Raw genomic sequence first — 13,957 nt, 5'->3', positions numbered from 1 at the left:
TGCCGTTACGATACTGTCACAAGTCGCAGGAGTGCAATACGCAGGCAACAAGTCCGACTGCGCGCACGCAATCAAGGCACTCGCAAGCCATCAGGACTGGAGCGAAGGTTTGCTTCTTTTAAGAGCTAAAGCCGGACAAAGTTACAACGGGCCGTCTGCTGCTGCGGGACGACCCGGTGTGATCTGCCTTCGGGAGAGGTTCTGAGCAGGCAGTTCCTGCTTCACGAAAAAAGGAGGCACAAGGCCTCCTTTTCAAATCGTCGCTTGTAAGGCCAACTCAATCGAAGAGATCAAATGCAAAGCGGTAGCTGACACCGACACCCAGGCTAAACTGGTCTTTGCTGCCGTTCCTTGCAATCGGGCTGTCAGCAGCATCGCCGACCAGACGGTCATACCCGCCCTGAATGTGCAAACGCACATCGTCGTTCCAATCATAGCTTGCACGAGCTGCCAGGCCGACGCTCTTAAACCCGCCACTTGGGTCATACCGCGTCAGGCGACCGCCACTTGCCGCGGCCTCGGAGCTTGTCACACCGAAATAGGTGTCCATGTAATCGTCCGTCGCAAAATCGGCTCGCGGACCGAAGGACACTTCCCACTTTTCAGCCGGATAGACGATACCATCGAGACCAAGCTGACCCACCTGCCCGGTGTGGCCGTTGATACCTTGGCGCAGCTCGGCAAAAGCACGGAAATGCTCTGTCCGGAACCCACCGCCGAGACCGAGTTCAACTGCCCAGTCAATGGTGCGTGTGCCGCGCAGATCGTTGCTGTCGCTCGCCTTGCGCTCGCCGATAAAGTTGAACGAGGGAAAGAAGAAAATTCCACTTTTCCGCCGACCGTCAACAACCTGCCCAAGTCCCGGCAGATAGAACCGGCCAACCGAAATGATCGGAAACGGATAGATCAGGTAAGAGTCCGCGGCTTCATAGCGCGGCTTGGCGATGGCGCCGATGCCCAGATCAACTACGAACTGACGATTGGCATCTTGAGCGGAAAGGTCACCACTTTGAGCCAGTGCGCTACCGGTCACGGCGCTCAGGGCAAGGGCAAGCGCAGCGCGCGAAAACAGCTTCAACATTCAGATAACATCCATAGGGATTCCCATTGGCAGGGAAGATAGCACGACTAAGACTTATACAAAGCCTAAGGAATCCCGGTTTTGTGCAACTGTTGCAATTTAGCATCGCTGGTTGCAGGCATTAAACATAACCCGGTTAAATGACAGCCCGCCTTGCAGCGGCCACGCCGGAAAGCTACATGATGACAAAGACTGATATTGAACGGCAACGGACCAGACCATGACCGCACTCTTCAACGTGATCCTCATTGCACTGGATCTCTACTTCTACATCATTATCGCCAGTGCGATTTTCTCCTGGCTCTATGCCTTCAACATCATCAATTCAAACAACCAGATCATCAATTCGATCGGCAGGGCGCTCTACAACCTGACCGAACCCGCTTTGAGGCCAATTCGCCGGTTTCTGCCGGATCTCGGCGGCATTGACATTTCGCCGGTTATCTTGCTGCTCGGGATTATCTTCCTGCGTCAGATCATTATCTTGAATTTGATGCCAATGTTCCGAGGGTACTGACCCGGTTCATCGAAAACGAAAAAAGCCCGGGCAACGACCCGGGCTTTTGCTGTATATCAGGCATTCCGCCTCAGTCCTCCAACACGCGCGCCTCATCTGGCAGCATGATCGGAATGCCGTTTCTGATTGGATAGGCCAGCTTGGCGGAGCGGGAAATCAGCTCCTGCGCTTCTGCATCATATTCCAGCGTGGACTTTGTTACCGGACAGACCAGCAACTCGAGCAGCTTGCGGTCGACGGTGCGTTCACTTGTTTCGTTCATAGTTGGTCAGTCTCTTAAAACAGCCGGCTTGGTGGAATTGATTTTTCAGCCGGCAGGGTCACTGCAGCGTTGAGCCGCCGTCATTTTGTGATTTTGCCAGATCCATCTCGGTGATCGCAATCAGGGTCTCCGCACGGGTTCTGAGATCCCTTGCTTCAAGCAAGGCCTGCTTCTCCTGAGGACCATAAGGACACATCATGCACAAGGCGTTGACTAGAACTTCCGTCTCAGCTTCAGAAACGCTCTGCCAATCCGCCTCCAGATTGTTTGCATCCAGATAACTGCGCAGGGTTTTCAAAAGACCATTTCGGTCAACGCCGTCTTCACCCTCACCGCACCTCAAATCGTTGGCAAAGGCGGCAAAGTCACACTCAACCTCACGGAACTGGCTGTAGCTCTTGCGTTCGTTTCCAAGTGCGAAACGGGTAATACCCTGGAGGGTGATCAGGTAACGCCCGTCTCCTGTTTCCTGAAAACTCGTCAAACGTCCTACACAGCCAACGCTCGCAAGATCCGGAGTATCCGGATCTCCGGCAAGACGCTCTGGCAAAGGTTGAACCATGCCGATTAATCGGTTGCCTGCAAGTGCGGCGTCAACCATGTCGATATATCGTTGCTCGAAAATATTTAGCGGCAATTGCGTCCTGGGAAGCAACAAGGCACCTGAAAGCGGAAATACGGGCAAGGCCGGTGGCAAATCCGCAATCGTCTCGTAAATGGCGTTTCCTGCCTGCATTACAGCGCCTTCATTGTTTTGGTTATTTTCGCGATATCGCCAGCATGATGCTTCCCTAAATGTGTGGCACTTGCTGCAATCGTCAAGCAAACAGGACGGCGGAAAGTTTCCGGCGGCCATAGGCGCTTGCCGGGTCCTTGAAGCCCCAGGCTTCAAAGAATTGCAGCAGCTGCTTGCGCGCACCGTCTTCGTTCCATTCCCGATCATTGCGCACGATTTCAATCAGCTGGTCGACTGCTCCGTTCTTGTCGCCCTTGCCGTTGAGGCCGAGCGCCAGATCGAACCGCGCCTGCAGGTCCTGCGGATCTTTTGCAATCCGCTCCTGAAGCCCGGCAAGGTCGCCGAGCGAGGCTGCCTGCTCAGCAAGATCAAGCGCTGCCTTTGCTGCCGTATAGGCTTCCTCGGAGCGTTTGTCTTCGGGAACCATGTCCAGGGCCTGGGTGGCACGCTCCAATTCATCTGCGTCAAGATAGCACTGCGCCAGACCGCAAATGGCCTTTACGTTGTCCGGCTCCATCTGCATCACAGCGCCGAAAAGCTGTGCAGCCTGACCGAAGTCCTTTTCAACAAGCAGCTGCTCGGCTTGTTCCAGAAAGGCATCCGCCTGATTGACAGGCGCCGGGCCAGCAAGCTTTTCGATGAATTCCTTCACCTGACTTTCCTGCTGAGCACCCATGAAGCCATCAACCGGCTGACCGTCCTTGAAGGCAACGACGGCCGGAATGGACTGAATGCCCATTTGCCCGGCGATTTCCGGGTGGTCGTCGATATTCATCTTGGCCAGCTTGACGGTTCCGCCGGCCGCCTTGACTACGGCCTCAATGATTGGCGTCAACTGTTTGCACGGGCCGCACCAGGGTGCCCAGAAATCCACCAGAACCGGCTGCTGCCGTGAAGCTTCCATGACGTCTGCCATGAAGGTCTGCGTGGTCACATCAAAGATGAGATCGCCACCGGTCGGACCATCTCCGCCGCCGTCGCCTCCAAAACCACCACCCTGGCTACCGTAGTCGCCACCCATGCTGGCGCCGAACCCGCCGCCGACCTGGCCGCCAATGCTGTAGTTGCCGTTACTCATGTGCCGCCTCTTAAACTTCGACGCTTCCGCTCGTTGCGGCGCGTCCTGAATCAAATCATGATATTCGGTTGAATTGGCCCCTAACATGGCTCCGCAGCGACCGAATTACAAATCCTGAAATCAGCCGGTCAAAGACCAGCTGCTTTTGCTTCTTCGCTCACCGCCAAAACAGCAACGCTATGTCCGCACGCTTTAGCAAATTTCAGCAGGTCACTGGCTGAAATCGACGTAGTCGCGTCATTTTTCAAGGGATGATAGTTCAGCACATCATGCTGCATCATGGCCGCGTCGAAGACGGGTGTCACCCGCTGGCTCTCGCGATCGTTGACAAGTGAGAAAGGCGTTACCGAACCGGGCTCCACACCCAGCACGTCCATCAGCAGGTCGGCGTTGCCAAACGAGACGCGGCCCTGTCCGCCTATGATCTGGTGAACCTTCTTGAGGTCAACCTCAGCATCGTGCAGCAGCACGATCAGAAACAGTCGGCCCTTCTTGTCCTTGACGAACAGGTTCTTGGTGTGACCGCCCGGGATCCTGTCGTGCAGATCGCCGGATTCGGCCACCGTGAACACCGGGTCATGGTCAGTCGTTGTGACCTCGATTTCCAGATCCTTGAAGAAGGTCATGAGGTCGTCACGGGATGCGGGCATGATTTTTCCTGAATTTTTCGCTTTCAGCGCTGTCTAACGCAATTTGGAAGGTGACGACAAGAAAAAAGAACGTAAAAAAGCGGCAGAATTCTGCGGATTTGAAACGAAGTAACGGCATAAACTCCACAGAACGACAGCCAAAAAAAATTCTGTAAATTCGGTGTTGCATTCCGTCTCAGCTTAGTCCATATACTGCGCCACCGACGCCGGGGCGATCTTCGCTGGGCGCTGGAACAATATGCGGGTGTAGCTCAGGGGTAGAGCACAACCTTGCCAAGGTTGGGGTCGTGGGTTCGAATCCCATCGCCCGCTCCAAAATTTCCTCACTTACCCCAGTGAGTTGAAGAAGCCGCCATTTGGCGGCTTTTTTCATGTTTAGGTCAACACCCTTCACATTCAAAGCAGTATCTGCTGCGCTGTACTTGCACCAAAAACAGCCATCTCATGGAGCCTGCTTCCGGGCGAAGGACACAAGCATCTGTTGTTCTGGAGAGCATTTTTTTGCTGTGAAGAATTTGTGCTTTTTCCCGAGTTTTGGCCGGTTTTGATCGATAAAAACCGTTTCGTCTAAAAATTGAGAAAAACCTGTCGTTGGCTCTGAACGAAGTATCAGGGCCTGACCTATAAAAAGGAAGATGCAATTTCCGGAAGAGCCTGTCGCTGTGGCGATCGATCCCGCGTTGTTGCCCTGCCTCTAGTACCTACTTCTGCAGCGGAGCTTCTCATTTCAAAAGCTCCGCTGCAGCTCTTATGGGAAGTCTAATCGGAGAGCTTGAGGAAGCGGCTGCCTTCGGCATGAGAACGCTCGGCAGCGTCAAGCGCGTGTTGCAACCGGGCACCGTGATCGAAATCCGGTTCGGCTTTGCTGTCGCCTCTGATTGCCGAAATGAACCGCTCATAGATTGTGGTCACAGGAGGGACGGTAAGCTCCTGCCATTCGGCAGTTTGTAGATCCGGCTCGCGGCAGATACGCAGACTTTCAGATCGCTGTTCGAAGAGAACTTCCAGCCCACCTTTGTCGCCATAAAGACGCAGGCGAAGATCGTTCAGGTGGCCGGTTGCGAAACGGGTCGCGCTGATGGTTCCGAGCGCTCCGTTCTCCAGCTCGGCCTGCAATGTGAAACTGTCGTTTGCATCAAGGGTATAGTCGCCGATCCGCCCACCTTCTGCCTTGTCGAAGGTTTTCAAGCGGCAGGAGAGATCGCGAACCTGGCTTCCGGCAGCAAAGGTCACGAAATCGATGATGTGAATTCCCACGTCACCGAGCACGCCTTTCGAACCATGTTCAGTCGAAAGACGCCAAAGCCACTGGCTTTCCGTGCGCCATTCCCCCCAGGCCGGTTGCGTCAACCAGCTCTGCAGGTAGGACGCCTCGAAATGGCGAGGAGACCCAATTGCCCCCGCGGCGACCAGTTTGGCTGCCTCCTGAAGAACCGCAACATTGCGATAAGACAGGTTCACCATACCCACCAGCCCCTCAGCACGGGCGAGTGCTGCCATTTCGTCGGCATGTTGGGCGTTGGTGGCCAACGGTTTTTCGCAAAGAACGTGTTTGCCCGCTTTCAGCAAAGGCATCGTTGTTGGATGGTGCGCGCCATCCGGCGTCACGTTGGCCACGGCATCGAATGCACCCCAGGATATCGCCTCATCCAGATCTGAAAACCGGTGAGGAATTGCGAATTCATCGCAAAACTCGGCCAACACATCCGTGCGCCTGTCGACACCTGCAACAAGCTCGACTCCAGGCATCTTCTGGAAAGCTTCGGCATGAACGCGCGCCATATTGCCCGTCCCCAGGACAAGCATCCGGACCGGTTTTTCAGAAGTCGTCATGAAATACTCCGTCCGCAGGAATGCCGAACACACGGCCACACCTGCGGTTTTGAAAAGGAAAGAATACTAGCGATACCCTTCTTCGCCTTCGGCGTGAAGTTTCGGTCCCCGTTCCTCGATTTTTTCCGGCGCCGCATCGACCGGCACATTCGGAGCTGCATTCGGGTCGGCCAGCCGGGCCATTGGGTTGAAGGCCCACTTGACACCGTTCTTCAACACCTGACGAACGTGGTCGTTGTAATAGGTCGGGTAGGTTTCGTGCCCCGGCCTAAAATAGAAGATGCTGCCCGCACCGCGTTTGTAGGTCAGGCCCGACCGGAACACTTCGCCGCCCTGGAACCAGCTGATGAAAACCGTTTCCAGCGGTTCTGGCACACCGAACGGCTCGCCATACATTTCTTCCATTTCCAGCTCGAAGCTGTCCGGCAGACCTTTGGTGATCGGGTGATTGCGGCTGGTAACCCAAAGCCGCTCGCGTTCACCGGCCTCGCGCCAGGTCAGATTGCAAGGTCCTCCCATCAGCCGCTTGAACGGTTTGGCGAAATGAGCGGAATGGAGAAACAACATGCCCATGCCAGACCAAACCGCATCGCAAACCCGGTCGACAACCTCGTCGGAAACGTCGCCATGGGCAGCATGACCCCACCACAACAGAACATCGGTTTCGCGCAACCGTTCTTCAGTCAAGCCATGCTCAGGATCCTGAAGTGTTGCTGTTGTGGCGTTGATATCGGGGTCTTCGTTCAAAGCCTCCGCAATGCACTCATGCATACCTTTCGGGTAGGTGTCCGCGACGATTTGGTTGTGCTGTTCGTGGACGTTTTCGCCCCAGACTACGGTTCTGATCGGCATTTGACCCTCCCGATTATGTGCGGTGTTTTGGATACGTAGGCTTCGGCAATCGACAAATTCCAAAGCGCTTTGGATAGCGCTATCATTGGATTTTGCAGGTGTCAAACGCACAATCACGTTAAGCAAAAAAATGTGTCCTGCTGCCTGTGACCGGACGCCACATTGGCAGCATTCTCAAAGGCAGAATAACATACCAAATGTTATGGTTTGTATGGAGGTGCCCATGAATTCTCTTCTGCTTTTCGCCAGCTTCCTCTCATTGCTGGTCTGTCTGCTTCACACATTTGCCGGCGGACGCGCCATCGCCGTTCCGCTTCTGAAAGCTCAGGATCTGCATCCGGTTCCGAAATACGTGACCTATTTCTGCTGGCACATCGTCACGATCGTACTTGCCATGCTTTCAGTTTTGTTTGTTGTTGCTGGTTTCCGGCCCCAAAGCCTGGAGTTGGCTTGGGTGGCAACAGCCCTTACAGCTTCATTCTTTCTTCTCGGCCTTGCAGTTCCTCCGATTAAGAAGCAGAAATACAAGGATATGCCGCAAGGCTGGCTGTTCCTGCCGATACTCATTCTAGGGGCTCTCGGTTCGGTCGGACTTTAGGCGGGCTCCGAGGACATCAGGTGCGGCATAACCTTGGAAAATCCAGTGCGCGGCAAAATCGAAAGCCAAGGATCGGAGCTCTGGCAGGATTGACGAGACATGGAAAGAGCAGCCAGGCAGGATGACTAAGCGCAAGCGTTTCGGAAAATCCGACTGGCTGTCGCTGGGACTGTCCCAGTTGAAATCGGATGGTCCTGCCGGACTGACCGTGGAGGCCCTTTGCAGCGCTGCCGAGCGTACACGCGGTTCGTTTTACCATCACTTCCAGGACCATGGTGTCTTCATCCTGGAAATGATGCAGGCATGGAAGCAGCAGCACACGCTGGATGTCGCCGACAAAACACTTGGCCCGGCAGTCAAAGACAGGCGCCAGAAACTGTCTCACCTTGCCAATCATCTGGATCATGAGCTGGAACGAAAAGTTCGTCAGTTCGCTCAGTCGAACAGTGCAACACGCGAAGTGCTGCAGGAAGTCGACAAGCTGAGAACCGATTTCGTCGCCGACCTTTACCGTGACCGCGGTCTGCCAGATGAAGAAGCAATGCAGATCGCTCAGATCGAGTATGCGGCCTTTGTCGGCGCTCAGATCGTCTGGCCCGACATGCCGGCGCAGGACCGCATGGCGCTAGACCGGAAATTCGCAAAGCTTGTCTCAAACGAATATGCGGTCGACAAGAACACGAAAGAGTGAAGTCGCGCTTCACCTTTAATTAACCAGGTTCGAACGTGACACGCTTCCCGCCTGCCGAATGTAACTGAATGGCAAGGACCTGACGCTAATCAATCTGCATCTTCAAATCGAGATGATCAGGTTACCGACATGCACGCGCTCCGTCAGCCCATAACCGCCGTTGTAATCATATTCTGGTTCAGTTTTTGGCTGCTGAACGGGCTCGACAAGTTCTTCGCCCGTCAGGACATCGGCTTGCTGCGCTGGTGGGGAAATCATCGGGTTGAAAAGTTCACCATGTATTTTGACAGGCTTTCGCTCGACCCCGCGTTCATCCAGGCGACACTGATCTTTGCCGGCGTGGTCGAATTTGCTGCTGCCGCGTTTTTTGTGGTGGCCGGTGTCAGACTGGTTCAGGGAAAACCCGGCGTGGCCTATCGCACGGACCTTGCCATCACGGTCTCAATCGTAGTGTTCCTTGGCTTCACGATCTTCGACGTTGTGGTTGGTGACCGGGCAGAACTGCTCGAGCACTCAACCTATATCGGTGTTCTCTTGATGTCGTTCCTGGCCGTGTCGGCGGAAAGTTTCTTCCAGCATCTTCGCGACCTCGACAGCAAGAGCGCGATCAACCGTCACTTCCCGCCAAAGGCTCAATAGCCGGCCGTCAAGGCGCCGGGGCGCCTCGGATCGGATGCTCCGGCAAGAACATCGCCCACCTTCATGATCGACTGGGTCGAGCCCATCGCATTCTTGACCTCCACTTTGTGCCCCTTGGCTTCAAGCAGCTTGATCGTGTCCGGCGACAGGCCTTCCTCGATCCTGATCTCATCCGGCAGCCATTGATTGTGAACACGAGGGGCGGCAGTTGCTTCAGCAATGCTCATCTTGTGATCGACGATGTTCATGATGATCTGAAGAGTGGTCGTGATGATGCGGCTCCCTCCGGGTGAGCCCGTCGCCAGAAAAAACGTCCCATCCTTGAACACCAGTGTCGGGCTCATTGACGACAAGGGGCGCTTGCCGCCTTCAACAGCGTTGGCGGTGCCACCAATCAATCCATAGGCGTTTGGAACGCCCGGCTTTGCCGAAAAATCATCGAGCTCGTTGTTAAGCAGCACACCTGTCCCATCGGCCGTCATCCCCACGCCGTAGGAAAAGTTGAGCGTATAGGTGTTGGAAACCGCGTTACCGTCCTTGTCGACAACTGAAAAATGCGTGGTTTCGTTGCTCTCGTAAGGAAGCGGATCCGCAGGCTTGATCTGCTCAGAGGGTGTCGCCACTTCCAGATCGATTGTTTTGACAAGTTCGGCCGCATAAGCAGGTGACGTCAGTCCTTTGACCGGAACATCCACATAGTCGGGATCGCCCAGATACTTCGACCGGTCAGCATAAGCCCGCCGCATGGCTTCTGCCATGACGTGGATCGTATCGGCCGAATTCGGACCGAACTCCGCGATAGGGAAGGCTTCGAGCATATTAAGGATCTCAACAATATGAACACCGCCAGACGATGGTGGCGGCATGGACGCAACCTCGTATCCCCGATAGGTGCCGGTGACCGCGTCGCGCCAGACCGGTTCGTAACCGGCGAGATCATCAACGGTCATGCCGCCGCCCGCCTGTTGAACCTTTGCCGCAATCCGTTCGGCGGTTTCACCTTTGTAAAACCCTTCAGCTCCCTTGTCGGCGATCGTCCGCAAGGTGTTGGCCAAATCGCTCTGGACCAGAGTTTCACCCGGCAAATAAGGCACACCACCGGCCTTGTAGAAAATCTCAGCCGTTGCAGGGTCCTTCGTCAAACGCTCAACCCTTGCCGCGAGAGCGCCCGAAAGGCTTGGAGTTACCGTGATGCCTTCGTCTGCAAGCTTGATGGCTGGTGCCACAAGATCAGCCCAGCTGAGGTTGCCGCTGCCATGTTTGTCAAAGGCTTCGGCAAATCCGGCAACCGTCCCGGGCACTCCAACTGCAAGACCGGAATACCTCGACTTGTCCTTGTCCGGCTCGCCGTCATCGCCAAGAAACATGTCCTTGAACGCGGCAGCCGGTGCCTTTTCCCGATAGTCCAGTGCTTTGGTTTCATCGCTGGCGGACATGTGGATCATCATGAAACCTCCACCGCCCAGATTCCCCGCGCGCGGCAACGTCACCGCAAGGGCAAAACCCGTTGCAATTGCCGCATCGACGGCATTTCCGCCTTGCTTCAGGATATCAACGCCGACTTGCGTCGCGACGGCTTCCTGACTGGCAACCATCCCGCTTTGCGCCGTGACGGAATGGAAGCGGTCGGTGAGTGAATAGATCGGCGTCTCCTGTGCCGCAACGTGCTGCACTGGCAAGGCGATGAGTGTTGACGCAACGCCGAACACCGACAGAAATGACTTGAAACACACACGCATGGCCGCCTCCGAAACAATGAACAAGGACCCACTGTGGCTGAGGACAACGCGAGTAGCAATTCAAAAACGCGCGGTGGTTGAGGGATTGATCCACCGCAAGGCGTTTATGTTGATTAGCGGCCATCCTCAATCCGTCAGTTGACGCCTTAGATGAACACTGGCGAAAACAAGGAGGGTGCATGACCGGCAATTCAGTTCGCAACCAGGCAACCGCATATCGCACGGCGTGTCTTGCTCTGCCCGTCCTCGCGGCAGCTGTTTTGGGACTATCGGTTTCTACAGCAACTGTGCAGGCAGCAGACGCTTCTGTTGGAAAGACTCTTGCGCTGCAATGGTGCTCCTCTTGTCATCTCGTCGCAGAAGACCAGAAAACCGCCTCCAGCGTATCTCTTCCCAGCTTCTACGACATGGCCGGAGATCCGGGTTGGACCGAAGAAACCCTCGCGACATTTCTTGCCGATCCGCACCCGAAAATGCCCAACATGTCGTTGCAGACACGGGAAATCGCCGACCTTGCCCGCTACATCAGTTCACTGCAGCCATAAGCTGTCTCAGAGCGCAAATTCCGCCAGCATGGCAGCGTGATAAGACCCTGCATAATCACTGCCATCTGCATCGAAAACCTCGTCGAGCAGATCGTAGTTGAACACCTTGAAATCGACTGTACAGTCGGTCATGGCCGCACTCGCCAGAATGTGGTCAAGCGCTTGTCCACGCCCTCTGTGAATGACCGTTTGACGGCGTTCGGGAGGTAGGGCGCGGTCGAGTTGGAACAATCGCCTTTTTTCCAGATCGGGTGAGCCGGTGTCATCAGGGTCGGCGCGAAGCAACCTCAAAGTGCCGGTTTCCCCGGTCGCGTTGAAGTCTCCCGCAAGCACGATCCGGGCTTCTTCATTGTCATCAAGCAGCTCCTCCACCGCGAGGCGTAGTTCGAGTGCCTGCGCAGTCTGCTTGAAAACCGACAACTGATATCCTTCCGCCCAGGCAGCAATGTTTTTCCATGATCGGTCAGCTCTCTTAGCACCGCGGATCATAGCGGCGATCGGTGCACGCAAATGGACGGCGAAAAGATGAAGAGGTGTCGACGCCCCTACGTCAATTTCCGCCTGGAGAACAGGCCGCTCGAAAAGCACCGTTTGCGGGCTTTCGTAGGGCGGCTCGGCAGTTTTGGGTTGCCAGAGGGCCGGGTGAGCATGCAATTGATAGAGACTTGAATACCCTCGAACAGGATATCTGGAAAGGATCACCAGATTGTGCCTGTCTCCCGGACCTTTCCCGGACGGACGATCACTCGTTGCCCGGTGGAAAGCCTCATACGGTGTTCCTTGCAAAAGCTGATCCAGAGCCAGAAATTGTCGTTTCTTGTTGCCTTTCACTTTTTGCGCATTCACCTCCTGTAAGCAGAGAATGTCAGCGTCTAGCTCAAGTATTTTCGGCTTTAGCGCTCTCAACCTCGGTGCCAGTGCCTCTGGATCAAATTTGTCCGATCCAAATGATTCCAGATTGAATGTCGCAAGTCTCATGAACGCGTCCGGGTTTCCAGGTCAGTCGTCTGGAACCATAGCGATGCGCGGCAGCCAGTGGTAGAGAGGCCCGACTGGTGAATTCGGAGACCTTCATGAGCAATGACATCTGTCCGTGCGGCAGCAACTGCAGTTATGAAGCATGTTGCGGTCCTTATGTTGACGGAAATGCACTGCCCGAGACAGCCGAGGCGCTAATGCGTTCACGCTACTCGGCCTATGTGAAAGGCAAGATTGCCTACCTGAAAACGACATACTGGCCCAAGTATCAGGCAGAATTCGATGAAGTTGGCACAGCGCGATGGGCGGCGGAGAACCATTGGACGGGTTTGAACGTTCTGAAGATCGAAAAGGGTCTCAAGACAGACCGGGACGGCACAGTTCTTTTCGAAGCCAGTTACCTCGCTGCTGGCAAATTGAACACTCATCGGGAATTAAGCCGGTTCCGCAAGAAGGCGGGACGCTGGTACTACGTCGAGGCAATCTGAATGCGACCGCACCATCAATGCTTCGACGGTGCGGTTGCCATGAATTGACGAACCTAGTTTCGTCCGGCCATCACACCGCCATCCACGTCCCAGATTGCACCAGTCACCCAGCTTGCTTCATCTGAAAGAAGAAAATCGACCGTCGCTGCCACATCCTCAACCGTACCGATACGGCCGACGGGATGGAATGCATCAAAACCCTTGAGTGTCTGTGAGATCTCGTCTTTCGGAATGAACGCTCCATAGATAGGTGTTTCCACCACCGCAGGCGCGACGGCATTTACGCGAATACCTTTTTCGCCGAGTTCCATAGCCAGGTGCTGTGTCATGGAATGCAGGCCTGCCTTGGCCATCGAGTATGCCGAAGATGGCGTTGCCTTGATTGCCTGATGCGCCCACATGGACCCGATGTTGACGATTGATCCCGATCCGGTCGCGGTCATTTTGCGGGCGACGGCCTGGGTCAGCAGGAAGGTGCCTCTATTGTAGTCGTGGTAGAGGTCATAGTCCTGGGCAGTATGATCGAGGTAGGGTTTCGGACTGAAATAACCTGCCGCGTTGACCAGATAACGAATGTTGCCTTCAAGTGCGTCGACTTTACCGACCAGCGACTGCACTTCGTCCGTATTTGTGACATCGGCCTGCCAGGTCATCACGTCAACGGAATGCTCCGCCTCGATATCCGCCTTTGCGGTCGAAAGTTTGTCGGCATTCCGCCCGACCAGAACTGGTGTCACGCCGCGCGCGGCAAGCCTTTTCGCGGTCGCCAATCCCATTCCGGATGAACCGCCTTGAATGATTGCAAAGATCTGGGCCACTGCTTCAACTCCTATTTATCTACTAGTTGGTAGGTATAGAGATGTATCAACTCTCGACCCGGCAAAGTCAACACTTATCTATCAATAGGTAGATAACACTCATGTGACTGACCAGATTGATTTGCGACGTCCGATCGAAAGCAAGGGAAACTGAAGAAAACAGGCACGTTCTCGATAGTGCCTAAAAACTGTCCGGCCCCTGCGATTGGCGGCGGGTGCAGGGACCGGACTAAACTGCGGATCGAAGGGGAGGCAGCCCTCATCATCCGCAATGCAAAATCAGATTTCTCTCATTCGGGCCAATGATTAGGGCCGTTGAAGGAGTAGTGACGACTCAGCATCAGTATGTTCTCTATTTGTTCCAATCTGCTGTTGTAAGTCAAGTGGATTGTTTCATCCTCCTTTGAGCCATTTTCCATCTCGAAATCCTATTTCATCACGCATCTGTGAAA

Annotated in this window: 16 protein-coding genes and 1 tRNA gene; 7 read left to right on the top strand and 10 right to left on the bottom strand. The window is 54.9% G+C overall.

Annotated elements, in window-relative coordinates; translation table 11 throughout:
- Positions 1–277: 277 nt before the first annotated feature.
- Positions 278–1,081, bottom strand: a complete 804-nt coding sequence (locus tag FIV00_RS04280) for a MipA/OmpV family protein (RefSeq protein ID WP_152499591.1) — start codon at positions 1,079–1,081, stop codon at positions 278–280.
- Positions 1,082–1,301: 220 nt separating this feature from the next.
- Here FIV00_RS04280 and FIV00_RS04275 point away from each other — a divergent pair, with 220 nt between their 5' ends.
- Positions 1,302–1,598 (top strand): YggT family protein, encoded by a 297-nt coding sequence (locus FIV00_RS04275; protein ID WP_152499590.1) that lies wholly within the window; start codon positions 1,302–1,304, stop codon positions 1,596–1,598.
- A 70-nt stretch (positions 1,599–1,668) separates the two neighbouring features.
- Here the strand turns inward: FIV00_RS04275 and FIV00_RS04270 are convergent, their stop codons facing one another.
- The 4 genes from FIV00_RS04270 to FIV00_RS04255 form a co-directional block, all read right to left on the bottom strand.
- Positions 1,669–1,860, bottom strand: coding sequence for a Trm112 family protein (locus FIV00_RS04270; protein ID WP_152499589.1), 192 nt, complete (start codon positions 1,858–1,860; stop codon positions 1,669–1,671).
- Positions 1,861–1,918: 58 nt separating this feature from the next.
- Positions 1,919–2,596, bottom strand: coding sequence for an LON peptidase substrate-binding domain-containing protein (locus FIV00_RS04265; protein WP_152499588.1), 678 nt, complete (start codon positions 2,594–2,596; stop codon positions 1,919–1,921).
- An 82-nt stretch (positions 2,597–2,678) separates the two neighbouring features.
- Positions 2,679–3,617: a thioredoxin gene (trxA, locus tag FIV00_RS04260; RefSeq protein ID WP_209006963.1), complete on the bottom strand. Its 939-nt coding sequence runs from the start codon at positions 3,615–3,617 to the stop codon at positions 2,679–2,681.
- 185 nt (positions 3,618–3,802) lie between these two features.
- On the bottom strand, positions 3,803–4,324 hold the full coding sequence (locus FIV00_RS04255; RefSeq protein ID WP_152499586.1) for a prolyl-tRNA synthetase associated domain-containing protein: 522 nt from the start codon (positions 4,322–4,324) through the stop codon (positions 3,803–3,805).
- 240 nt (positions 4,325–4,564) lie between these two features.
- Between FIV00_RS04255 and FIV00_RS04250 the strand changes: the two genes are divergently transcribed.
- Positions 4,565–4,639 (top strand) — tRNA-Gly (locus tag FIV00_RS04250).
- A 444-nt stretch (positions 4,640–5,083) separates the two neighbouring features.
- Here the strand turns inward: FIV00_RS04250 and FIV00_RS04245 are convergent.
- Positions 5,084–6,157, bottom strand: a complete 1,074-nt coding sequence (locus FIV00_RS04245; RefSeq protein ID WP_152499585.1) for a Gfo/Idh/MocA family protein — start codon at positions 6,155–6,157, stop codon at positions 5,084–5,086.
- A gap of 66 nt (positions 6,158–6,223) precedes the next feature.
- Entirely contained in the window at positions 6,224–7,009 is a 786-nt protein-coding gene (locus tag FIV00_RS04240) for a ThuA domain-containing protein (protein ID WP_152499584.1), read from the bottom strand.
- A gap of 223 nt (positions 7,010–7,232) precedes the next feature.
- Here FIV00_RS04240 and FIV00_RS04235 point away from each other — a divergent pair, with 223 nt between their 5' ends.
- The 3 genes from FIV00_RS04235 to FIV00_RS04225 all read left to right on the top strand — a co-directional run bounded on the left by FIV00_RS04235 (position 7,233) and on the right by FIV00_RS04225 (position 8,937).
- Positions 7,233–7,607, top strand: coding sequence for a hypothetical protein (locus FIV00_RS04235; protein WP_152499583.1), 375 nt, complete (start codon positions 7,233–7,235; stop codon positions 7,605–7,607).
- Between the two features lie 121 nt (positions 7,608–7,728).
- The gene (locus tag FIV00_RS04230; protein ID WP_152499582.1) at positions 7,729–8,298 is read left to right on the top strand and encodes a TetR/AcrR family transcriptional regulator; all 570 of its coding nucleotides are present in this window, start codon (positions 7,729–7,731) and stop codon (positions 8,296–8,298) included.
- 129 nt (positions 8,299–8,427) lie between these two features.
- The gene (locus FIV00_RS04225; protein ID WP_152499581.1) at positions 8,428–8,937 is read left to right on the top strand and encodes a hypothetical protein; all 510 of its coding nucleotides are present in this window, start codon (positions 8,428–8,430) and stop codon (positions 8,935–8,937) included.
- On the opposite strand, the gene ggt is transcribed toward FIV00_RS04225, so the two are convergent.
- Positions 8,931–10,676: a gamma-glutamyltransferase gene (ggt, locus tag FIV00_RS04220; protein ID WP_152499580.1), complete on the bottom strand. Its 1,746-nt coding sequence runs from the start codon at positions 10,674–10,676 to the stop codon at positions 8,931–8,933. The genes FIV00_RS04225 and ggt overlap by 7 nt on opposite strands.
- A 179-nt stretch (positions 10,677–10,855) precedes the next feature.
- Between ggt and FIV00_RS04215 the strand changes: the two genes are divergently transcribed.
- Positions 10,856–11,221, top strand: a complete 366-nt coding sequence (locus tag FIV00_RS04215; protein WP_152499579.1) for a cytochrome c family protein — start codon at positions 10,856–10,858, stop codon at positions 11,219–11,221.
- A gap of 6 nt (positions 11,222–11,227) precedes the next feature.
- On the opposite strand, the gene FIV00_RS04210 is transcribed toward FIV00_RS04215, so the two are convergent.
- Positions 11,228–12,199, bottom strand: a complete 972-nt coding sequence (locus tag FIV00_RS04210) for an endonuclease/exonuclease/phosphatase family protein (RefSeq protein ID WP_152499578.1) — start codon at positions 12,197–12,199, stop codon at positions 11,228–11,230.
- A 95-nt stretch (positions 12,200–12,294) separates the two neighbouring features.
- On the opposite strand from FIV00_RS04210, the gene FIV00_RS04205 reads away from it, so the two are divergent.
- Complete coding sequence (locus FIV00_RS04205) at positions 12,295–12,687, top strand: YchJ family protein (RefSeq protein ID WP_152499577.1); 393 nt, start codon at positions 12,295–12,297, stop codon at positions 12,685–12,687.
- 53 nt (positions 12,688–12,740) lie between these two features.
- Here FIV00_RS04205 and FIV00_RS04200 read toward each other — a convergent pair whose 3' ends face one another.
- Complete coding sequence (locus tag FIV00_RS04200; RefSeq protein WP_152499576.1) at positions 12,741–13,505, bottom strand: SDR family NAD(P)-dependent oxidoreductase; 765 nt, start codon at positions 13,503–13,505, stop codon at positions 12,741–12,743.
- Positions 13,506–13,957: the final 452 nt, after the last annotated feature.

Origin of the sequence: Labrenzia sp. THAF82 (assembly GCF_009363435.1) — a bacterium.
Lineage (GTDB): Bacteria > Pseudomonadota > Alphaproteobacteria > Rhizobiales > Stappiaceae > Roseibium > Roseibium porphyridii.
Note: the sequence above shows the minus strand (reverse complement) of the source record. Positions and strands in the feature narration are given on the sequence as shown.